Annotated in this window: 21 protein-coding genes, 2 rRNA genes and 2 pseudogenes; 19 read left to right on the forward strand and 6 right to left on the reverse strand. The window is 42.6% G+C overall.

Translation table 11 applies throughout. The features are described 5' to 3' along the window. Positions 1–18: 18 nt before the first annotated feature. On the reverse strand, positions 19–828 hold the full coding sequence (locus ACWM1W_RS12535) for a lysophospholipid acyltransferase family protein (protein WP_175968124.1): 810 nt from the start codon (positions 826–828) through the stop codon (positions 19–21). A gap of 189 nt (positions 829–1,017) precedes the next feature. Here ACWM1W_RS12535 and ACWM1W_RS12540 point away from each other — a divergent pair, with 189 nt between their 5' ends. The 7 genes from ACWM1W_RS12540 to ACWM1W_RS12570 all read left to right on the forward strand — a co-directional run bounded on the left by ACWM1W_RS12540 (position 1,018) and on the right by ACWM1W_RS12570 (position 5,624). Further along, positions 1,018–1,149, forward strand: coding sequence for a hypothetical protein (locus ACWM1W_RS12540; protein WP_375725657.1), 132 nt, complete (start codon positions 1,018–1,020; stop codon positions 1,147–1,149). A 76-nt stretch (positions 1,150–1,225) separates the two neighbouring features. Further along, positions 1,226–2,566 (forward strand): ribosome rescue GTPase HflX, encoded by a 1,341-nt coding sequence (gene hflX / locus ACWM1W_RS12545; protein ID WP_004785226.1) that lies wholly within the window; start codon positions 1,226–1,228, stop codon positions 2,564–2,566. 34 nt (positions 2,567–2,600) lie between these two features. Then, complete coding sequence (locus tag ACWM1W_RS12550; protein WP_375725658.1) at positions 2,601–2,972, forward strand: hypothetical protein; 372 nt, start codon at positions 2,601–2,603, stop codon at positions 2,970–2,972. A 9-nt stretch (positions 2,973–2,981) separates the two neighbouring features. Continuing rightward, entirely contained in the window at positions 2,982–3,656 is a 675-nt protein-coding gene (locus ACWM1W_RS12555; protein WP_004785229.1) for an LrgB family protein, read from the forward strand. Positions 3,657–3,743: 87 nt separating this feature from the next. Next, positions 3,744–4,190 carry a DUF2147 domain-containing protein gene (locus ACWM1W_RS12560; RefSeq protein WP_375725659.1) on the forward strand — a complete coding sequence of 149 codons (447 nt, stop codon included), beginning with the start codon at positions 3,744–3,746 and terminating at the stop codon, positions 4,188–4,190. A gap of 397 nt (positions 4,191–4,587) precedes the next feature. Beyond that, positions 4,588–5,037, forward strand: a complete 450-nt coding sequence (locus ACWM1W_RS12565; protein ID WP_005237150.1) for a DUF2147 domain-containing protein — start codon at positions 4,588–4,590, stop codon at positions 5,035–5,037. A 140-nt stretch (positions 5,038–5,177) separates the two neighbouring features. Continuing rightward, positions 5,178–5,624, forward strand: coding sequence for a DUF2147 domain-containing protein (locus tag ACWM1W_RS12570; RefSeq protein ID WP_180034242.1), 447 nt, complete (start codon positions 5,178–5,180; stop codon positions 5,622–5,624). 56 nt (positions 5,625–5,680) lie between these two features. Here ACWM1W_RS12570 and ACWM1W_RS12575 read toward each other — a convergent pair whose 3' ends face one another. The 3 genes from ACWM1W_RS12575 to pdxA are packed head-to-tail and all read right to left on the reverse strand — an operon-like array spanning position 5,681 to position 8,343. After that, entirely contained in the window at positions 5,681–6,526 is an 846-nt protein-coding gene (locus tag ACWM1W_RS12575) for a symmetrical bis(5'-nucleosyl)-tetraphosphatase (RefSeq protein ID WP_375725660.1), read from the reverse strand. Positions 6,527–6,531: 5 nt separating this feature from the next. Next, positions 6,532–7,344, reverse strand: a complete 813-nt coding sequence (rsmA, locus tag ACWM1W_RS12580; RefSeq protein ID WP_375725661.1) for a 16S rRNA (adenine(1518)-N(6)/adenine(1519)-N(6))-dimethyltransferase RsmA — start codon at positions 7,342–7,344, stop codon at positions 6,532–6,534. A gap of 30 nt (positions 7,345–7,374) precedes the next feature. Continuing rightward, the gene (gene pdxA / locus ACWM1W_RS12585) at positions 7,375–8,343 is read right to left on the reverse strand and encodes a 4-hydroxythreonine-4-phosphate dehydrogenase PdxA (protein WP_375725662.1); all 969 of its coding nucleotides are present in this window, start codon (positions 8,341–8,343) and stop codon (positions 7,375–7,377) included. 535 nt (positions 8,344–8,878) lie between these two features. On the opposite strand from pdxA, the gene rplM reads away from it, so the two are divergent. The 12 genes and pseudogenes from rplM to ACWM1W_RS12645 all read left to right on the forward strand — a co-directional run bounded on the left by rplM (position 8,879) and on the right by ACWM1W_RS12645 (position 16,577). Further along, a complete protein-coding gene (gene rplM / locus ACWM1W_RS12590) occupies positions 8,879–9,307 on the forward strand; it encodes a 50S ribosomal protein L13 (protein ID WP_004785249.1) in 429 nt (142 codons plus the stop codon). A gap of 12 nt (positions 9,308–9,319) precedes the next feature. Then, a complete protein-coding gene (gene rpsI / locus ACWM1W_RS12595) occupies positions 9,320–9,706 on the forward strand; it encodes a 30S ribosomal protein S9 (RefSeq protein WP_004785251.1) in 387 nt (128 codons plus the stop codon). Positions 9,707–10,040: 334 nt separating this feature from the next. Next, positions 10,041–10,709 carry a glutathione S-transferase N-terminal domain-containing protein gene (locus tag ACWM1W_RS12600; RefSeq protein ID WP_034171094.1) on the forward strand — a complete coding sequence of 223 codons (669 nt, stop codon included), beginning with the start codon at positions 10,041–10,043 and terminating at the stop codon, positions 10,707–10,709. Next, positions 10,702–11,130 carry a ClpXP protease specificity-enhancing factor gene (locus ACWM1W_RS12605; RefSeq protein WP_375725663.1) on the forward strand — a complete coding sequence of 143 codons (429 nt, stop codon included), beginning with the start codon at positions 10,702–10,704 and terminating at the stop codon, positions 11,128–11,130. The genes ACWM1W_RS12600 and ACWM1W_RS12605 overlap by 8 nt, the downstream gene beginning before the upstream one ends. A gap of 18 nt (positions 11,131–11,148) precedes the next feature. Beyond that, positions 11,149–11,796 (forward strand): hypothetical protein, encoded by a 648-nt coding sequence (locus tag ACWM1W_RS12610; RefSeq protein WP_005237167.1) that lies wholly within the window; start codon positions 11,149–11,151, stop codon positions 11,794–11,796. 410 nt (positions 11,797–12,206) lie between these two features. Then, positions 12,207–12,548: a roadblock/LC7 domain-containing protein gene (locus ACWM1W_RS12615; RefSeq protein ID WP_375725664.1), complete on the forward strand. Its 342-nt coding sequence runs from the start codon at positions 12,207–12,209 to the stop codon at positions 12,546–12,548. Positions 12,549–12,654: 106 nt separating this feature from the next. Next, positions 12,655–13,212: a hypothetical protein gene (locus tag ACWM1W_RS12620; RefSeq protein WP_375725665.1), complete on the forward strand. Its 558-nt coding sequence runs from the start codon at positions 12,655–12,657 to the stop codon at positions 13,210–13,212. A 173-nt stretch (positions 13,213–13,385) separates the two neighbouring features. Further along, entirely contained in the window at positions 13,386–14,405 is a 1,020-nt protein-coding gene (gene istA, locus ACWM1W_RS12625) for an IS21 family transposase (RefSeq protein WP_286716026.1), read from the forward strand. After that, positions 14,405–15,178 (forward strand): IS21-like element ISAba8 family helper ATPase IstB, encoded by a 774-nt coding sequence (gene istB / locus ACWM1W_RS12630; protein WP_075167882.1) that lies wholly within the window; start codon positions 14,405–14,407, stop codon positions 15,176–15,178. Before istA ends, istB begins: the two co-directional genes overlap by 1 nt. Before the next feature lie 112 nt (positions 15,179–15,290). Continuing rightward, a complete protein-coding gene (locus ACWM1W_RS12635) occupies positions 15,291–15,623 on the forward strand; it encodes a hypothetical protein (protein WP_375725666.1) in 333 nt (110 codons plus the stop codon). After that, positions 15,604–16,148: pseudogene (locus ACWM1W_RS12640) on the forward strand (GTP-binding protein). The gene ACWM1W_RS12635 and the pseudogene ACWM1W_RS12640 overlap by 20 nt, the downstream one beginning before the upstream one ends. 10 nt (positions 16,149–16,158) lie before the next feature. Next, positions 16,159–16,577 (forward strand): annotated as a pseudogene (locus ACWM1W_RS12645) (roadblock/LC7 domain-containing protein). A 111-nt stretch (positions 16,578–16,688) separates the two neighbouring features. Here the strand turns inward: ACWM1W_RS12645 and rrf are convergent. Together rrf and ACWM1W_RS12655 are read right to left on the reverse strand one after the other, a co-directional pair. Further along, positions 16,689–16,803, reverse strand: a 5S ribosomal RNA gene (gene rrf / locus ACWM1W_RS12650). Between the two features lie 230 nt (positions 16,804–17,033). Next, a 23S ribosomal RNA gene (locus ACWM1W_RS12655) occupies positions 17,034–19,925 on the reverse strand. Between the last annotated feature and the right edge of the window lie 369 nt (positions 19,926–20,294).

Here is a 20,294-nt window from a genome sequence, read left to right on the forward strand (position 1 = left end):
TTCTATTAAAAAAGCCTCTTAATGAGGCTTTTTTAATACTTTGGCTTGCAACCTTTGCAAACCCTCCAGCATATTTTCATGCACTAGTGCAGTCAGGCTTTCTACTGTATGCCCTTCGGTCGCAATTGCCGGCAAGGCCATCAGATGAGCTGTTACTTTAGGCATTTCCAGAACATTCTGTACATGTTTGGCAAAACTGATATTCCCAATAAAAGGCGCCACCATATCCAGCTCACCCTGCTGATTTACATAACAGATCAGACAGATTTGTACCGGACGTTGCGCTTCGATTGCTGCACCGAGAATACGACCATAAATTTTTTTAATTGAGCGTCCATCAGATGTGGTTGCTTCAGGAAAAAACAGGACTGGAATATTCTGCTTTAGAAAATCGGTAATCTGTTCACGGATTCTGACCGAATCTCCTGAACCACGCTTGATAAATAAGGTGCCACCGCCTTTAGCCAGCTTGCCCAAAATTGGCCAATTTTCAATTTCAGCTTTGGCCAGAAAAAACACTCGCGCGCCTGAACCCAAAACGGCGATATCCAGCCAGGATACATGATTGCTCACCCATAATGCAGGCTCACGTGGAATCACACCATGGACCTGAACCTCGATATTAAACACCTTGCACAACTGGCGACAGAAATACTGCACATATCGGGTATTGTTCGGGTTATTCGGGTCTTTATATAAACCATGACGGTAAACCAGATAAAATCCTTGGCTGATGGCTGCTAATGCAGAAGTCGTTTTTCTTGTATAAAGAAAGAATTTTGCAAAACCTTGTATCTCAGGTGATTGATTTTGTACAGTCGAGTTCATAAAAAGATCACTAAATCCTAAACAAGATACAGGGAATATCCACGAATTAAACCCATTTTATACTGTTCATGTCCAACTTGCATTGATAATAAAAAACGACCAAGTACATCTATATTTTCAATTTAAATTCATTAAATGAATTAAATAAAATAAATCAATCGAAATATTAGATTAAAAAGGATGCTCATCATGCAAGATGAAACAGTGAAATCAGCTGAGATGATTCGACCCTTAAAAGTATTAAGCTATATCTTGGTTGGTACCTTGTTATATACAGTTTTGCTCGTAACACTTACACAACTGTTTGTCACGGCACTCTAAAACAAAGCCCGCTATTTCAGTATCTGTAAAGTTCATTTTCAACTAAAATGAAGTTTTCAACTGGAGATTGGCCTGAGTGGAATATTTTGAGCAACATCAGGGAAAAGAACGCGTCATACTGGTCAGTGTGAGTGTACAAATGCTGGATGACCTTGATGCTGAAGAGTTTCATCTGTTAGCTCAATCTGCAAATGCCGAAATTCTGGAACATCTTTTTGTTCAACGCTTAAAACCGGATGCCAAATTCTTTGTGGGTTCAGGAAAAGCAGAAGAAATTGCTGAACGGGTCAAAGAACTGGATGCCAATCTGGTTATTTTCGATCATGCGCTGACACCTGCTCAAGCACGTAACCTGGAAAATGTGGTACATTGCCGGGTAGTAGACCGTACCGAACTCATCCTCGATATCTTTGCGCAGCGTGCCCGTACCTATGAAGGGAAACTGCAAGTTGAACTGGCACAGTTACAGCATCTGTCTTCACGACTAGTTCGTAGCCGCACCAATCTGGATAGCCAGAAAGGCGGGATCGGTCTGCGTGGGCCGGGTGAAACCCTGCTAGAAACAGATCGCCGTTTATTGCGTATCCGCATGGGACAGCTTAAAGCCAAAATAGAAAAAGTCCGTCAAACCCGTATTCAGGGCCGTGTTGCACGCCAAAAAGCGGCTGTTCCAACCGTGTCTTTAGTAGGTTATACCAATGCGGGGAAATCTACCTTGTTCAATATTCTGGCCGATAGCGATGTTTATGCAGCTGACCAACTATTTGCGACTCTGGACCCAACTTTAAGACGCCTGCAATGGGACGGCGTCGGCAATCTGGTACTGGCAGATACGGTAGGTTTTGTACGTAATCTTTCACACTCACTTGTTGAATCTTTTAAAGCAACTTTGGAAGAAACCGTTGAAGCCACTCTGCTTTTACATGTGATCGATTCCAGCAGTCTGGAAATGCTTGAACAAATTGAAGCCGTTGAAAAGGTGCTCAAGGAAATTGGCGCTGACGTTCCAGTTTTAAGGGTTTATAATAAAATTGACTGTAGCGGTGAGGATGCCAAAATCATTTACCGCCAGCCCGGTCAGCCTGAACGGGTCTATGTTTCAGCACATAGCGGTGAAGGTCTGGATCTATTACGCAAAGCTGTGCATGAAGCATTAATGGGTCAGATTCAACACTTTGAACTGGTATTGAAACCTGCCTATGGCAAACTGCGCAATCAACTTTATGCGTTGAATGTGATTCAGTCCGAACATTATGACGATGAAGGTCAATTGCATATCAATGTAAGGATTGCACCTCCGAAGCTGGAACAGCTGATCAAACAGGCCCATTTACCGATAGAAGAAATTCTGGGATCTCAAGCACTTCAATTCCAGCGTCCACTTGAAGAGTTTGAAATTCGACCTAAGATCGAGTAAAACTTGATAAGTAAACTTTTAAATGACATCACCAATGAACTGGATAAAACATATTGACTGGCCAGCATGGATCGGCACTCTCCTCTTAATTATTGTATTTCGTGAAGCTTCAGTCTGGCTAATGACCCAGCTAGCTCACCCTGAACTGGGCAACCTGGTCGGACTCATCAGCTTGCTAGTCACCTTATTTGCCTGGCGCTATTTTGGCAAAATTCCAGCGCGTCTGGTGGATACCAATAACAAGATAATGAAAGAAAGCGCCTTCGCTTTTTTACCAATTAGTGCAGGCGCGCTGATTATGCTGATGCATATGGGACAAAAAATTCCGGCCTTTATGCTGGTGTTATGCCTGAGCACTCTGCTCCCTCTTTGGATCTACGCCAAAATGGCAAAACGCTGGTTATAGGAGTCGCACATGTTTTCTGTTCTTTATGGTTTTGCGATTACCTTAATTGCTTATTTGCTTGCTAAACCCTGCAATCGTGTTATTCCGCAAATTCCTGTGATTGTGTTTAGCATGTTCTTGGTGCTGGTGATTTTATTGGTGCTCGGTATTCCTTATGAGCATTATATGGATGAAGTCAATCCACTGTTTAACCATTTGCTCGGTTATGTCACGGTTGCACTGGCGATTCCACTAGCGGCCATGCGTTATGATGACCTGCCGCTGAAAGCCATTATTGGGATTCTCGTTTTTGCCAGTATCAGTGCGGTTGCCTTACCGATGGGCCTCGCCTATTTGCTACATATGTCTTCTGGTGACATTATGGCCTTTGCCACCCGTGCAGTCACAACACCAATTGCAATTAATATTGCGACCTTACTGGAGGCACCTGTTAGTCTGGCCATTCTGATCGTCATTCTGTCTGGCGTAATTGGTGCAGCATTTTCACCATTTATTTTACGACATATCAATGATGAGCGTGCTTCAGGTCTGGCTCTAGGTCTAGCAGCACATGCGATTGGTACAGCTCAAGCCTGGCAGCGTGGCAGTGTTGCCGGACGTTATGCTGCGTTTGGCATGGCAGTGAATGCCGTTTTTACTGCGATCTGGTTGCCAACTTTTATACTTTATCTGCAAAAAATGTGACTCATCAATCAATATTTAACGTTTGTTTCTGAATGAAACTATTCTTACTATAGGGAAATAAAGAATTTTTCACTCAGGAACAGACCTATGAAAAAGGTTCAATTATTATCCGTTTTAGCCCTGACCTTTTTCAGTCATCTGGCTTTTGCTTCTGATATTTCAGGTACTTGGAGAAGTATTGACGATAAAACAGGATCCGCCAAAGCGATTCTGGAAATTCGTGAAACTTCAAATGGTGTTTATACCGCCAAAATTATCAAGATCACGCCTCGTCCTGGCTACACACCACGCGAAACCTGTGTTTCCTGCCCTTCACCTTATACCAATAAACCAATTCTTGGTCTGGATGTACTCACCGGCTTAAAGGATGCAGGCAATAATAATTTCTCTCAGGGCAAACTGATTGACCCTTTATCTGGCAATATTTATAACATCAAAGCTAAATTAAGTGCTAATGGCAAACGTATAACCCTACGTGGTTATGTGGGTGTTTCAGCCTTAGGACGTAGCCAGACTTGGATTAAACAAGATTAATTCATGACTTAGTGCACAGAAGCTTGCATTTTCATGCATTAAGTTGTATCAATATTAGACAGATGCTTTTTTTATACAATATAAAACATGCATATAAATATTAGATTCATTTGCCTTAACAGGCTTAGCATCAAACGGATTTTGATGGGCAATATAAGGAGATAGAATGCAAGACATTACCATGTTAAAGATCTTATTGAATTTCTCTGTTTTTACTGAAAATTCAGCCACAAAGCAATTAACATCGGCATATTTCTGTCATGGGGAATCAACAGGGTTAAAGCAGATTGATCGAGCAATCTGCAACGCTCATTACTCTAAAATCAACCAAAATTAAAAAACCACACGCTTGTGTTTGGGATAGTTTGTTTCATCTATGAAAAAAGGATAAATATAAATGAATAAATCTAAATTAGGATTAATGCTCATTGCTACATTCATGACTGGGACCATTTATGCACAAGACTTGACCGGGACATGGCAACAAATCGATGATAAGACTGGTTCACCCAAAGCACTGATTGAAATCCGTCAGGACAGCAATGGTACTTATGCCGGCAAAATTGTCAAAGTAACGCCTCGTCCAGGTTATACCCCACAAAAAACCTGTAATAAATGTCCTGCTCCTTATACCAATCAGCCGATCCTGGGGATGGACGTACTGACAGGTTTAAAACAGGTCGGTGATAGCGTGAATTATGAAAAAGGTCGTGTGATTGATCCATTGACAGGTAAAATTTACGATGCCAAGGTTCGTCTGAGCAGCAACGGCAAACGTTTAACCCTACGCGGTTATGTGGGTGTATCTGCTCTGGGTCGTAGCCAAACCTGGATTCGTCAGGAATAAGTTCACACTTTTTCTCAAAGCTGCCAAACAGGCAGCTTTTTTTATAAATTTAATTCCATGTTTTTAATTATTTATTGACTATTTGTGCAATCTTCCTAACATGTGCGGGTAATAATGAAAAGTTCTTTGGAATGATGGATATGTTAAAGAAGATATTCCTTGCCACATTGACTACAGGATTCATGATGAACCTGTGGGCTCAAGATATTAGCGGAACCTGGCAACAAATTGATGATAAAACTGGAGCAGCAAAAGCCATCATTGTCATCGAAAAAGAAGCAAATAATACTTACTCAGGCAAGATTGCGAAAATCACGCCACGTCCAGGTTATACACCACGCGAAAAATGTAATAAATGTCCAGCCCCTTATACCGATCAACCGATTTTAGGCATGACTATTCTAAAAGGCCTGAAACACGTTGAAGGCACCAAAAATTATGAAAAAGGTCGTGTCATTGATCCATTGGCAGGTAAAATTTATGATGCCAAGGTTCGTCTAAACAATACCGGCAAGCGTTTAACGCTACGTGCCAGTATGGGTGTTTCAGTTCTGGGCCGCAACCAGACCTGGATTCGCGCAGACTAATCATCAGCACAATAAAAAAGCCACGTTCAACGTGGCTTTTTTGAGCTTTAAATATTTTAAAATACCGGATTATCGACGGCAAACATTTGCTGGTCTTCCAGTCGATAAGCCATCAACTGATTACCCCAGACACAGCCGCCATCGACATTCTGAATTCGCCCAGAAATGGTTTTACCCTGTAAAGCGGCCCAGTGTCCAAATACAATTTGATGGGTTGCTGCAGTTTTCGATTCAAATTCAAACCAAGGCTTAAAACCTTCTGGCATCGGATCATCCAGTGAATCTTTAAAACTATATTCCAGACACCCTTCTGCATCAGTTAAACGCATCCGGGTCAGGTAATTCACGATACAGCGTGTACGCTCATGACCTTCTAATTCATCTGACCAGAGTGTAGGCTCTTTCCCAAACATTTCCTTTAAGAAAGTATCCACCACCTCAAAATCATCATGGGCAATAATGGCTTCTACTTCTTTAGCCAATTCAGCCGTCTTGGCTGCATCCCAGATATTGGGAATACCGGCATGGGTCAGTACCGTCTGTTCATTCGGAAACAGACACATCGGCTGTTTACGGATCCAGTCAATTAACTCATCACTGTCGATCGCATCAATCACATCACGGACATTATCCTTGTCTTTAATCGGCTTAATACCGCGTGCATAAGCCAGCAAAGTCAGGTCATGATTACCCAGCACTGTTGCCGCCACGCCATTATCGACAAGCTTTTTAATGAAGCGTAATGCACCCAGCGAGTTTTCCCCTCGAGCCACCAGATCACCAGCAAACCAGACAAAGTCCTGATCAGGATCAAAACGGATTTCTTTCAGGAGTGCCTTCAAGGCTTCAAAACAGCCTTGTACATCACCAATCACATAATTGTATCGAACAGTGCGGGTCATTATTCTTAAGCTACCATTTGATCAGATAAAGCCACAAATTGGGCAAGGGTTAGAGTCTCCGGACGTGCCATTGGATCCACACCTGCCTTTTCAAAACCATCTTCAACCAGCATCCCTTTTAGGCTATTACGCAACGTTTTACGGCGCTGGGTAAATACATGCGATACCAGACGAGCCAAAGCTTTTTCATTTCTTGCCACGATCGGTTTTACATCATATGGCTCCAAACGGAACACGGCAGATGTCACTTTTGGTGGCGGATTAAAAGAACCTGGCGGCACTTCAAACAGAAAAGTCGGTTTGCAGTAATACTGGATCATCACTGACAAACGACCATATTCTTTGGTGTTCGGTGAAGCTGTAATACGATCGACCACTTCTTTTTGCAGCATGAAGTGCATGTCTTTCACTTTGTCACCAAATTCCAGGAGATGGAACAATAGTGGTGTTGAAATGTTATAAGGCAGGTTTCCGACTATACGTAGCGGACGACCTTCTTCAAACAAATTAGTGAAATCGTATTTCAGTGCGTCTGTTTCAATAATGGTTAAACGTTCAGGATGTGGCACACGACTCGGCAAACCAGCGGCCAAGTCACGGTCCAGCTCAAGTACGGTCAAGGCATCACATTCACCAATTAAAGGAGATGTCAAAGCTGCCAGACCCGGGCCAATTTCAACAATATTTTCGCCTGCACGCGGATTTACGGAACGCACAATTTTGGCAATGACACGTTGGTCATGTAAGAAGTTTTGACCAAAACGCTTGCGCGTGTGATGCCCTTCATCTTTTGGGTTTAAGGCATTAATCTGATACATAGACATTTCCAACGTGTAATAAAGACGAGATCATTGACGCGCTAAATCCAGCGCCAAGTCCACAGCCACATGTAAGCTTGAGCTTTTCGCAAGGCCTGTACCTGCGAGGGAGAGTGCTGTGCCGTGATCGACAGAAGTTCGGATAAACGGTAAGCCCAAAGTAATATTGATGGCTTCACCAAAGCCCTGAGATTTTAACACAGGTAAACCCTGATCGTGATACATCGCCAGAACAGCATCGGCATCTTTCAAATTTTCAGCGGTAAATAAAGTATCTGCAGGCAGGCTCAGACTCATATTGATACCTTGAGTACGGTAAGTCTCCAGTACTGGATTGATGACTTCAATCTCTTCCATACCCAAATAACCGCCCTCACCTGCATGTGGATTTAAACCACAGACCAGAATATGCGGATGCTCGATTTTAAACTTCGATTTTAAGTCATGAATCAGGATATCAATCACCTGATGCAAGCGTTCCGGAGTAATGGCATCGGCAACTGCACGAAGTGGCAGATGGGTAGTTGCTAAAGCAACACGTAAAGTTTTAGTCGCTAGCATCATCACCACACGCGGTACACCAGCAAATTCCTGGTAATACTCGGTATGACCACTGAAATGGATGTCTGCATCATTAATGACTGACTTCTGCACTGGCGCTGTAGCCACTCCGACACTTTTGCCTGACATGGCATATTTGGCTGAACGACGCAGCTGTTCCAGTACATAAGCGGCATTGTGGCTATTTAGCTGACCTAGTACTACCGGTTCTTTTAAAGGCACATGCTCAACATAAAGCTGACCTTTTTCTGAAGAAGTTGTTTGCCCTGTGTATTCAATCAGTTCAACCAGAAGTTTTAACTGCTGCGCCCGTTGACGGAGCATATACAGATCGGCAAGTACCACCAATGGACGCTCATCAATACGATCCGCCAGACTCAAGCAGATATCTGGACCAATTCCGGCAGGTTCACCACTGGTAATATATAAAGGCAGCATGACTTTCTTCTGTATTATCAATTGTCCTTATTTTAGTACAAATTTCACAGGGAAAGTTTTAGATAAAGGTTTAGATGATGTTTATTCAAATAATACTGTACATTTCTCATTATATTAAAGAAAGATAAAACCGTGCTGACGTCAATAAACCCTATAAAGAGTTTCAGGCAATCCTCTCAACACTCGACATGTTTAGCTTTTGGCATTTTCAAGGAGGATTGTCTCAAGTTTAGAAAGCAAACCTAGGCAGACTCGAAGACAGGCCATTTGCTAAAGAAATACATATTAAAAAACAGGTGAATCCATTCTCACAAAGACGTGCCCCTAGTCTTAGGTCCGTTCTATTATTTAATGATTAATCATATGTGTTTATAGGCTAAAAATCCTACTGGTCATTCATTGAAAGACGTTGTAAAATACAGCGCTTGAAATTTTATATTTTCATTGTGGTTCTCCCGGCTTTCGGGTAGAATTCGGTCTCCTTTTGTTTGGACAGCTTCCATAGTCCAAACCAACTATAATAGGTAGTGGTTTAATGAAAACTCTCAGCGCTAAGCCAGCTGAAGTTCAACACGACTGGTACGTTGTTGATGCTTCTGGCAAAACTTTAGGTCGTCTCGCGACTGAAATCGCTCGTCGTTTACGCGGTAAGCATAAAACTTCTTATACTCCTCACGTTGACACTGGTGATTACATCGTTGTTATCAATGCTGAGCAAGTTCAAGTGACTGGTAACAAATCACTTGACAAGAAATACTATCGCCATACTGGTTTCCCTGGTGGTATTCGTGAAACTAATTTTGAAAAATTAGTTGCTCACAAACCAGAAGAAATTTTCCAACGCGCTGTAAAAGGCATGTTGCCAAAAGGTCCTCTTGGTTATGCAATGATCAAAAAAATGAAAGTGTACGCTGGTACTGAGCATCCACATACTGCTCAACAGCCACAAGTTTTGGACATCTAAGGGATACAGCACATGGCTACTAACTATGGTACAGGTCGCCGTAAGACCGCAACTGCACGTGTTTTCCTATCTGCTGGTACTGGTAAACTCGTAATCAACAACCGTTCTTTAGAACAATACTTCGGTCGTGAGACTGCTCGTATGGTTGTTCGTCAACCTCTAGAGCTTCTTGAAGCGACTGAGAAATATGACCTTTACATCACTGTTGCTGGTGGTGGTATCGGTGGTCAAGCAGGCGCTATCCGTCACGGTATTACTCGTGCACTGATCGCTTCTGACGAAACTCTTAAACCTGCTCTTCGTCAAGCTGGTTTCGTTACTCGTGATGCTCGTGAAGTTGAACGTAAGAAACTTGGTTTACGTAAAGCTCGTAAACGTCCTCAATTCTCTAAACGTTAATTCGTTTACCGGATCGGACAAAAAACCCTGGTTTATTCCAGGGTTTTTTTATGGTTTTAAAATGACCACTTAATATTATTTTTATTGTCATTGTTCATGCACATCCTTACCCCACACTCCTTCATGGCACCAGAAGGATTTGGTCAGATAATAATTCGCAACACCGATAATAATAAACAGAATGATTAAGCCAAAATTCATGATCATGTTGTTCTGCTCCTTTCATTTTTTTCTCTACTCTACCCTGCCTTAGTCCAATTGGCTTTTTATGCTTCGTGCTTTTTGGGTTGATTTTTAGTATCCTAGTCTATTCATTAGAACTTAATCAGGATTTATGTCAGTCGAAAGCGCGCCACTTCAAGGACTCACCTTATATAGCCATGCCGATGACTTTCGTTCCCATTGGATTCGCTACGTACTTGCCGAAAAGCAGATTAAATATAACCTGATTCTGGTCGATAGCGATGATGAAGATCTGGCCAGCCTCAATCCTTATAACCAGCTGCCCATGCTGATTGAAAATGATTTAAAATTGTTCAATACCAGCATCATTTCAGAATATATAGACGATCGTTACCGCCAGAACAAGCTCTATGCAGATGCCCCTATGCCACGTGCGGAACAGCGGCAATATATCTGGCGTTTTGAAAATGACTGGCTCAAACTGGCCGATATCATGTTATGCCACCCAGATACCTTGGATGCTGTAGCTAAAGTGAAAGCTCAAAAACAGTTGCATGATATCCTGATTTCATTAACTCCCCTGTTCCAGCATTTTCCTTATTTTATGTCGGAACAATTCAGCATCTTAGATTGCATGCTGGCTCCCATTTTCATTCGACTCAAAAGCATGGGAGTAGAATTACCTCGACAACAATGTCGTCCATTTTATTTATATTGCCAACGAGTTTTTAGCCGTCCTGCATTTGCAAAATCCATGACATTGCAGGAAAAAAACCGCTACCAAGAGCAAATCAAATCTGTAGAGAAACATCATGTCTGAACAAGAATTCAACTTAAGTCCTACCCGTCCCTATATGGCACGTGCAATCTATGAGTGGATTTGCGATAACAATATGACGCCTTATCTGCTGGTCGATGCTACACGTCCAAATACCATGGTACCTGAACAGTTTATTAAAGATGGCCAGATTGTCCTGAATATTGTGCCGCATGCAATTCATGCGCTGAATATGGATAATGAAGCCATCACCTTCTCAGCACGTTTTGGCGGTGTATCACGTGATATCTATGTACCGATGGCAGCAGTCCTCGGGATCTATGCACGTGAGAACGGTCAGGGATTATTCTTTGATCCAAATGAATATGAGCATACACAAAATGATGAAGATGCTTTAAAATCAAGCACTGAAGAACAGCCTGAACCCGCAAAGAAAAAACCAACCCTAAGGTTATTAGATTAAAAATAATGGAGTAAGTGAATGGCTTTTGATTTAGTACAATATTTTGTTGAACAGATAGAAACTCAAAAGCCTGAGCTTCTACAAAGCTATACAAAAGAAGAAAGACGTAAATATATTTCAGAAATCAATGCTCTCACTTTAGGCAAACTGATTAGCGAATGGCGCAATAACCCGCAAAAAATTTATAATGAAATCAAACACCCAGATGAACTTTATATCCTGGAAATCGCCCGTCACCTGACTACCCGAGTGGAAAACCAGTCAACTTTACCAAAACCCGAGCTGGAACAGCTCACGTCTGAAATTTTCCATTTTCAGCTGACTGAATTAAAGCAGTTACATGATACTGGCAATCATAATCAGACCAGTATCCAAGAGCTGCTAAAAGGACAAATTGAACATTTGTCTGGCCAGGCAGATGATTGGGTTTGGACAACAAATAACCTAACAGAACTCAAAGGCTCTAAACCAATTCATGAAGAAGAGCTATCATTAGAAGCATCAATGAAGGAGTTTAGCCAAATGGTTCATCAAAATAGCCAGCATCATGATGTTGAAGAAGTTGCTGTTGTAGAAACACCAACCTGGGCAAAAATCGTTGAGCCAGTGGTTGCGCTTGCGATTCTTTGGGTATTGATTGATGCAGTATTACGCGTATTTGCATAAATACTTCAACCTCAAAAATTCAGTTTTACTAAAAGCCAATGAGATATTGGCTTTTTTTATTCTTTAGATTTATCAGGGAATGAAGTGAATCTATTTTTTTAACTGAAATTTTCACCTAATTAGCTCCATAATACATTTAAAATATTTTATTACATCTTTTAGATTAAGCTGAGATTATAGATCACAAAATTGTTTCACATATCCTTAAATAAAAAGATAAACGCATCACATAATTACAAAGTAGAAGTTAAAAATTAAAATCTAAAGTAAACCATTAAATTTTATATGGTTTTTATTTCAATTGTAATTTACTTACCCATTTTTATAATGAATTTGAATGAAAAAGATAATATTAGAACTTCATCAAATACAAATAACGCATCAACTATTTTTATAACAGGGAAATAATTGTGGCTAAGGTAACCTTAGATACACTTACAGACATTGATGGTTTCGTTGCTGTAGCATTAGCTGATGGTGAAAGCGGCTTGGCTTTAGCAACCCAAGGTGGTGGCAATATCGATCGTAAACTTGCAGCAGCTGGCAATACAGAAGTGGTTCGCGCTAAACGCCGTGTAGCGAATTCATTAAACCTGAATGACTCGATTGAAGATATTCTGATTACGCTGGGCAAGCAATATCATCTCATTCGCCCACTCGAAAAGAATAATAATGTATTCCTGTATCTTGTACTGGATCGCTCTAAAGCAAACCGGGCTATGGCTCGTCATGAGCTTAAATCTTTTGAATAAGGTTTAGACTTCAGCTAATACACAGTTTTCCCCTTTATTTCATGCGATAAAGGGGATTTCTTATGCGCTTCACCCAATAAAATATAAAGTTTAATCGAGACTTAAAATGCATAGGCATTATATTCATATTGGAATAGCAGGTTTAAGTATTCACGATGCTGATGAACTAAAAAAGACTTTACAACACATCACTCCTGACCATTTTATCCTGCAATGGAACACTGCTTCCGATCCTCATCTCGATTGCCTGTTGGTGTATGAATACTTTCTTGAAACAGAGGGTATTCAACGTGTTCTCAAAAACCAAAAATGTCCTTATTTATGCATCTCTAAAAATGCTCAATATTCGAACCAGATTATAAATAACACGCTCGCTTTACCCCTGCAAAACACACAAATTCTCAAGCACTGGTTTGAGCAAAATGTTCTTAATTCAGAAATTAAACCAGAAATAGAAGAACCTATATTTTCAACGCTAGTTCACTCCCAGCAATCTTCTGACCCTCCCTATACCATCAACTTTTTTAAAGAGATGCTGCATCCTGAAAAAGGCAAATTACATCTCTATGATCAGCATGGCACTATTGCCATCATTGACTCAGCAAAAAACTTGGTTTGGTTAAACAAAGACCGGGCTGAAACAGGTACAGACTTTTCATTTTAATACGACTTCGCTTACTAGCGACCTATTAAAAGTGACACGTAGAGAAACGCAGATTCTGCAGGACTGGTTATTGAATTTTTTCTGGTGTTAGCGGCAGTGTAAAAATGACCCCCTAACGGCATTTAAAAACTGACCCCCTTGGTTAATATAGCGGTCATTTTGGACTGCTCAACATGTTAACTTTGGAGCAAGCAGTGACAATCCAAATACTTCATCAGCAAGGTAAATCCATTAAAGCCATTAGTCGTGAACTGGGGGTGTCCCGAAATACCGTACGTAAATATTTACGGCAGAAGGAAACACCTCAGTATCGGCGTACACAACCTAGAACAAGTATTCTTGATCCATATAAACCCTATTTACTCAAACGTGTAAACGCAGCTCATCCTGAATGGATTCCTGCTGTTGTGCTCTACCAGGAAATTTTAAGGTTGGGATATCCAGGAAAGATCAGGATCTTGAGGGAATATCTCGCAACATTAAAACCAGTTGCTAAACCGGAACCGATCATTCGTTTTGAAACCCAACCTGGCCAACAAATGCAGGTGGATTTCACCACGATTCGACGCAACAACACGACTTTGAAAGCCTTTGTCGCAACATTAGGGTATTCCAGAGCGACTTTCGTGAAATTTTATGATCATGAACGTACCGATGCATGGATCGATGGTCTAGAAAATGCATTTCAGTTCTTTGCAGGAGTACCTCAAGAAATCCTGTTTGATAACGCTAAAACGATCATGATTGAACGGGATGCCTATCAGGAGGGGCAGCATAAATGGAACCCCAAACTGCTCGACTGCGCCAAGAAATACAGCTTTCGTCCTCGCGTATGTAAGCCCTACCGTGCACAGACCAAAGGCAAAGTTGAACGCTTTAATGGATACCTCAAATCAAGCTTTATTGTGCCATTGAAAGCAAGCCTGAAGACTTCGGGTTTACTGTTAAATGTTGATGTCGCCAATGCCCACATTGGCCGGTGGCTGCATGAAACCGCCAATCAGCGGATTCATGCCACCACGCAAGAAAAACCGGCTGTTCGACTGCAACAGGAGCAGCAAAAATTTACGCCATTACCGCAATCAGATACAGGTTCTGGCACTGTACCTGTTGCAGCAGCACAGCATATCATGCCCTACGAGAGTTTGCAGCATCCCTTATCGGTATATGATCAGTTGCTAGGAGTTTCCTGATGAATCTGCAATACGACCGTATAGAGCAGCTTTGCCAAAAGCTCAATCTGCCTGCCATCGCATCACAATGGTCACATCATGCACAACAAACATTAGGTCAGGATGGAAGTTATGCCGACTTTGTTGAAGCAATCTTGACGCATGAATATGCTGCCAGGCAACAGCGCAGTCAGCAGGTACTGATGAAACTCTCAGGCCTGCCTCAAGTCAAAACCCTGGAAGACTATGATTTTAATTATGCCCTAGGGGCCCCTAAATCACAGGTGATTGAACTGTTCAATCTGAGCTTTATTGCTAGAGCAGAAAATGTGGTGTTTCTGGGGGCTAGCGGAGTAGGAAAAACGCACTTATCTATGGCATTAGGCTATAAGGCCATCATGAACAACATTAAGATCAAGTTCATTACCGCAGCGGATTTAATGCTGCAACTGAGTACAGCCTATCAGCAAGGTAAATTGAAAACCTATATGCAGCGTGCGGTACTGGGACCAAAGTTACTGATTATCGATGAAATTGGTTATTTACCATTTGGACGTGAAGAAGCGAATCTGTTCTTTAACGTGATTGCCAAGCGTTATGAAAAAGGCAGTACGATATTGACGAGTAACTTACCCTTTAGCCAATGGTCTAAGTCATTTGCGGATGATGTCACGTTGACCGCTGCGATGTTAGATCGGCTATTACATCACTGTCATGTGGTACAAATATCGGGTGAGAGTTATCGTTTGAAGGGTAAAAAAAGAATTGGGATTCAGCCCCAGGTTGAAACTTAATACGAGATCAAAGGGGTCAATTTTACTTTGCCATTTGTAAGGTAAAAGGGGTCAATTTTAGAATGCCGTTGACACTGGGACTCGCCTAATTTTGCTCAGATCGCACCTGAAGATGGTCACTACAAAATTCATTACTGGCCAAAGTCAGCTCATCCGCTACATAAAAAACGTATTTTTCAGATATCTGCCTGCTTTATTTAAGGCGCTAAGATTTCAAAAATTGCTGAGCAACATGCAATTTCTTTATTCACACTTCGACAATTTATTGCAGCCAGTATGGCTTCCGGAAATATTGAAAAAATTAATGCTTGGGAAAGTCGTTATCGCACCACTGCGCCAGTTGAAAGAACAGAACAGCAAAGTTTCATTAAAAGCTTTTTTGGAAAGCTACGATTTAAATTTGGATTTAAATAAAGTAAATACTTATGATTTTACAACAATATAAAATCGTTTTTGCGGGCTCCATGGGCGCAGGTAAAACAGCCGCGATACGTTCCTTATCTAATATATACCAGTGTTACTCACTGAGGCACTGAATACTGACGACCGCAGTCATTCAAAAATGGAAACCACGGTAGGAATCGATTATGGTGAAATCACCTTAGAAGATGGAACCAAAATTGGACTATATGGGACGCCAAGACAAAGCCGCTTTGACTTTATCTAGCCTGCCATCTGTCAAGGCGCACTAAGTGCTATTATTCTCATCGATCATACAGTGAATGATCCGATCCAGGAACTGAAAAGCTATATCGAAGTATTCCAGGAATATACCAATAATATTGCCGTTGGGATTACGCATAGTGATCTTGAAAGCCCTCATTTTACCCAGATTTATAAGGACTGGCTAATCCAGCAGGACCTTTATACTCCTCTCTTTTTTGTAGATGCACGTCAAAAAGATGACGTCTTACTTCTCTTAGAAGCCCTCATTACTTCAATCGAAGTCAACCATAACCTCATGAGCTAAGGATTAAAGCATGCTTACTATACAAGAAAGACGTCAAGCCCCGGAAGCCCTCGTTCAGCATGCCAAACAGCAAATTCAGGAGATCATTAGTGATGTATGTTCGTGGCATATATTATGTAATGGTCTGCTCAACAGATGGGTTTGAATTGGCAATAATTCATAAGAAAGACAACTATAACAACAGCAAACTGGCTGCGGTGAGCAGTTCGATTTTAGTGATGGTTTCTGCATTTACTAAGGAAATCCATCTTACTGGCTGTCAGAACATCACTTTGGATGCAGAAAATGGTAAAGCTATTTTGACAGCAGTTGCAGCACCGAAGCACCCTCTTATTCTGGTTACTTTGGCTGAAAAAGACATTTTTATTGGGTCAGGCCCTGTATATGCTAAAGCATGCAACACAATCCATTATCGCGGCAGATCAATAAATAGATAGATTCAAAAAGGCTTAAATTTATTTAAGTCTTTTTCTATTTCATCTTTATTTCACGCATAAAAAAAAGCCCCCTGCGTAAGCAGAGGGCTTTTTAGGAATAATGAGCTGGCGATGACTTACTCTCACATGGGAGACCCCACACTACCATCAGCGCTAAGAGGTTTCACTTCTGAGTTCGGGAAGGGATCAGGTGGTTCACTCTTGCTATGGTCGCCAGCACAACTGTTTATGGATACTTGCTTTGGTCTTATGTCTCACTTTTCAGTGTATGCCAATGCTTTTTCCAAATGAGTTATTAACAGAATATCTGAGTTCTTGCGAGTAGAACTAAGCAGTGCTTAATTATACTCTCATTTGTTCGATTAGCTTAACTAAATCAAGTTTTCGTCTGATCGTTAGATCAATATGAAATCAATTGACGCTTTATATACAACTGCTTGGGTGTTGTATAGTCAAGCCTCACGAGCAATTAGTATTGGTCAGCTTCACATATCGCTATGCTTCCACATCCAACCTATCAACGTCGTAGTCTTCAACGGCTCTTTAGGAGACATAAAGTCTCGGGGAAATCTTATCTTGAGGTAGGCTTCCCGCTTAGATGCTTTCAGCGGTTATCCCTTCCGAACATAGCTACCCGGCGATGCGACTGGCGTCACAACCGGTACACCAGAGGTTCGTCCACTCTGGTCCTCTCGTACTAGGAGCAGATCCTCTCAAATTTCCAGCGCCCACGGTAGATAGGGACCGAACTGTCTCACGACGTTCTAAACCCAGCTCGCGTACCTCTTTAAATGGCGAACAGCCATACCCTTGGGACCTGCTTCAGCCCCAGGATGAGATGAGCCGACATCGAGGTGCCAAACACCGCCGTCGATATGAACTCTTGGGCGGTATCAGCCTGTTATCCCCAGAGTACCTTTTATCCGTTGAGCGATGGCCCTTCCATACAGAACCACCGGATCACTAAGACCTACTTTCGTACCTGCTCGACTTGTGGGTCTCGCAGTTAAGCGCGCTTTTGCCTTTATACTCTACGCGTGATTTCCGACCACGCTGAGCGCACCTTCGTACTCCTCCGTTACTCTTTAGGAGGAGACCGCCCCAGTCAAACTACCCACCAGACATGGTCCTCGCTCCCGATCAGGGAGCAGAGTTAGAACCTCAATATTACCAGGGTGGTATTTCAAGGACGGCTCCATGGCAACTAGCGTCACCACTTCAAAGCCTCCCACCTATCCTACACAAGTAAGATCAAAGTTCAATGTCAAGCTGCAGTAAAGGTTCACGGGGTCTTTCCGTCTAGCCGCGGGTACACCGCATCTTCACGGCGAATTCGATTTCACTGAGCCTCTGCTGGAGACAGCGCCGCCATCATTATGCCATTCGTGCAGGTCGGAACTTACCCGACAAGGAATTTCGCTACCTTAGGACCGTTATAGTTACGGCCGCCGTTTACTGGGGCTTCGATCAAGAGCTTCGCTTACGCTAACCCCATCAATTAACCTTCCAGCACCGGGCAGGCATCACACCCTATACGTCCACTTTCGTGTTTGCAGAGTGCTATGTTTTTAATAAACAGTTGCAGCGGCCTGGTTTCTGAGGCTGCCAACAGCTCAAGGAGCAAGTCCTATCACCGCCGGCAGCGTACCTTCTCCCGAAGTTACGGTACCATTTTGCCTAGTTCCTTCAGCAGAGTTCTCTCAAGCGCTTTGGTCTACTCGACCTGACCACCTGTGTCGGTTTCGGGTACGATTCCAGTGTAACTGAAGCTTAGAGACTTTTCCTGGAAGTATGGTATCAGCCACTTCACCAGTAAACTGGCTTGCTATCAACTCTCAGCATAGAGCACCCCGGATTTGCCTAAGATGCATGCCTACTGTCTTCCACCTGGACAACCAACGCCAGGCTGACTTAACCTTCTCCGTCCTCTCATCGCATTACACTGAAGTATTGGAATATTAACCAATTTCCCATCGACTACGCCTCTCGGCCTCGCCTTAGGGGTCGACTCACCCAGCCCCGATTAACGTTGGACTGGAACCCTTGGTCTTTCAGCGAACGGGTTTTTCACCCGTTTTGTCGTTACTCACGTCAGCATTCGCACTTCTGATACCTCCAGCAGACTTCTCAATCCACCTTCATCGGCTTACAGAACGCTCCCCTACCACTTGCAATAAATTGCAAATCCGCAGCTTCGGTACATAGTTTTAGCCCCGTTACATCTTCCGCGCAGGCCGACTCGACTAGTGAGCTATTACGCTTTCTTTAAAGGGTGGCTGCTTCTAAGCCAACCTCCTAGCTGTCTATGCCTTCCCACATCGTTTCCCACTTAACTATGATTTAGGGACCTTAGCTGGCGGTCTGGATTGTTTTCCTCTTGACTACGGACGTTAGCACCCGCAGTCTGTCTCCCGGATAGTACTCATTGGTATTCGGAGTTTGCATCGGTTTGGTAAGTCGGGATGACCCCCTAGCCGAAACAGTGCTCTACCCCCAATGGTATTCGTCCGAGGCGCTACCTAAATAGCTTTCGGGGAGAACCAGCTATCACCGAGTTTGATTAGCCTTTCACCCCTATCCACAAGTCATCCCCTGGCTTTTCAACGACAGTGGGTTCGGTCCTCCAGTTAGTGTTACCCAACCTTCAACCTGCTCATGGATAGATCACCCGGTTTCGGGTCTATACCCAGCAACTAAACGCCCTATTAAGACTCGATTTCTCTACGGCTCCCCTATGCGGTTAACCTCGCTACTGAATATAAGTCGCTGACCCATTATACAAAAGGTACGCAGTCACCACACAAAGTGGCTCCCACTGCTTGTATGCATGCGGTTTCAGGATCTATTTCACTCCCCTCACAGGGGTTCTTTTCGCCTTTCCCTCACGGTACTGGTTCACTATCGGTCAGTCAGGAGTATTTAGCCTTAGAGGATGGTCCCCCTATATTCAGACAAGGTTTCACGTGCCTCGCCCTACTCGACATCATCATATCAGCCCTTTCGTGTACAGGACTATCACCCACTATGGTTGCACTTCCCAGAGCATTCCACTAAAACTGATATGACTTAATGGGCTGTTCCCCTTTCGCTCGCCGCTACTGAGGGAATCTCAATTGATTTCTTTTCCTACGGATACTGAGATGTTTCACTTCTCCGCGTTCGCCTCATAAACCTATGTATTCAGTTTATGATACCGACCTTATAGCCGGTGGGTTTCCCCATTCAGACATCTCCGGATCACAGGATATTTGCCGCCTCCCCGGAGCTTTTCGCAGGCTATCACGTCTTTCTTCGCCTCTGACTGCCAAGGCATCCACCACATGCACTTAATTACTTGACTATACAACCCCAAACAGTCGTTACACCTACAAGTCAGTGTAGCAACGTAGTTGTTTGCGATCTTGTGAACTTAATCACTGTACAGCTTCAATTAGATTCATATACCAAAACGCTTGATTCAGTTAATTTCGCTAGTTCTCATTCAATCACTTCAACAATCAATCTTGCGATCTCCTGTTTCCGCTCTTGTATGAGTATGAACAAATTATTTCAACTCAAATATATTCTGTTAATGATTTAATGCATCCTCGTCGGACTGCATTACTGTGATAAATCACAGAGATTAATAACAATGCCGCGCATTATACGCCGCTTTCTTACTAAGCTCTATAAGCTATCAAACCGTTTGCTTAATGTTTAACTCATTGCA

It is taken from the genome of Acinetobacter sp. TW_SC_4, assembly GCF_054861205.1.

Bases quoted from the DNA above. Each gene is read 5' to 3' on its own strand.
- ACWM1W_RS12535 (WP_175968124.1), bottom strand. From the start codon at position 828: ATGAACTCGACTGTACAAAATCAATCACCTGAGATACAAGGTTTTGCA.
- ACWM1W_RS12540 (WP_375725657.1), top strand. From the start codon at position 1,018: ATGCAAGATGAAACAGTGAAATCAGCTGAGATGATTCGACCCTTAAAA.
- ACWM1W_RS12550 (WP_375725658.1), top strand. From the start codon at position 2,601: ATGAACTGGATAAAACATATTGACTGGCCAGCATGGATCGGCACTCTC.
- ACWM1W_RS12555 (WP_004785229.1), top strand. From the start codon at position 2,982: ATGTTTTCTGTTCTTTATGGTTTTGCGATTACCTTAATTGCTTATTTG.
- ACWM1W_RS12560 (WP_375725659.1), top strand. From the start codon at position 3,744: ATGAAAAAGGTTCAATTATTATCCGTTTTAGCCCTGACCTTTTTCAGT.
- ACWM1W_RS12565 (WP_005237150.1), top strand. From the start codon at position 4,588: ATGAATAAATCTAAATTAGGATTAATGCTCATTGCTACATTCATGACT.
- ACWM1W_RS12570 (WP_180034242.1), top strand. From the start codon at position 5,178: ATGTTAAAGAAGATATTCCTTGCCACATTGACTACAGGATTCATGATG.
- ACWM1W_RS12575 (WP_375725660.1), bottom strand. From the start codon at position 6,526: ATGACCCGCACTGTTCGATACAATTATGTGATTGGTGATGTACAAGGC.
- rsmA (WP_375725661.1), bottom strand. From the start codon at position 7,344: ATGTATCAGATTAATGCCTTAAACCCAAAAGATGAAGGGCATCACACG.
- pdxA (WP_375725662.1), bottom strand. From the start codon at position 8,343: ATGCTGCCTTTATATATTACCAGTGGTGAACCTGCCGGAATTGGTCCA.
- rplM (WP_004785249.1), top strand. From the start codon at position 8,879: ATGAAAACTCTCAGCGCTAAGCCAGCTGAAGTTCAACACGACTGGTAC.
- rpsI (WP_004785251.1), top strand. From the start codon at position 9,320: ATGGCTACTAACTATGGTACAGGTCGCCGTAAGACCGCAACTGCACGT.
- ACWM1W_RS12600 (WP_034171094.1), top strand. From the start codon at position 10,041: ATGTCAGTCGAAAGCGCGCCACTTCAAGGACTCACCTTATATAGCCAT.
- ACWM1W_RS12605 (WP_375725663.1), top strand. From the start codon at position 10,702: ATGTCTGAACAAGAATTCAACTTAAGTCCTACCCGTCCCTATATGGCA.
- ACWM1W_RS12610 (WP_005237167.1), top strand. From the start codon at position 11,149: ATGGCTTTTGATTTAGTACAATATTTTGTTGAACAGATAGAAACTCAA.
- ACWM1W_RS12620 (WP_375725665.1), top strand. From the start codon at position 12,655: ATGCATAGGCATTATATTCATATTGGAATAGCAGGTTTAAGTATTCAC.
- istA (WP_286716026.1), top strand. From the start codon at position 13,386: ATGTTAACTTTGGAGCAAGCAGTGACAATCCAAATACTTCATCAGCAA.
- istB (WP_075167882.1), top strand. From the start codon at position 14,405: ATGAATCTGCAATACGACCGTATAGAGCAGCTTTGCCAAAAGCTCAAT.
- ACWM1W_RS12635 (WP_375725666.1), top strand. From the start codon at position 15,291: ATGGTCACTACAAAATTCATTACTGGCCAAAGTCAGCTCATCCGCTAC.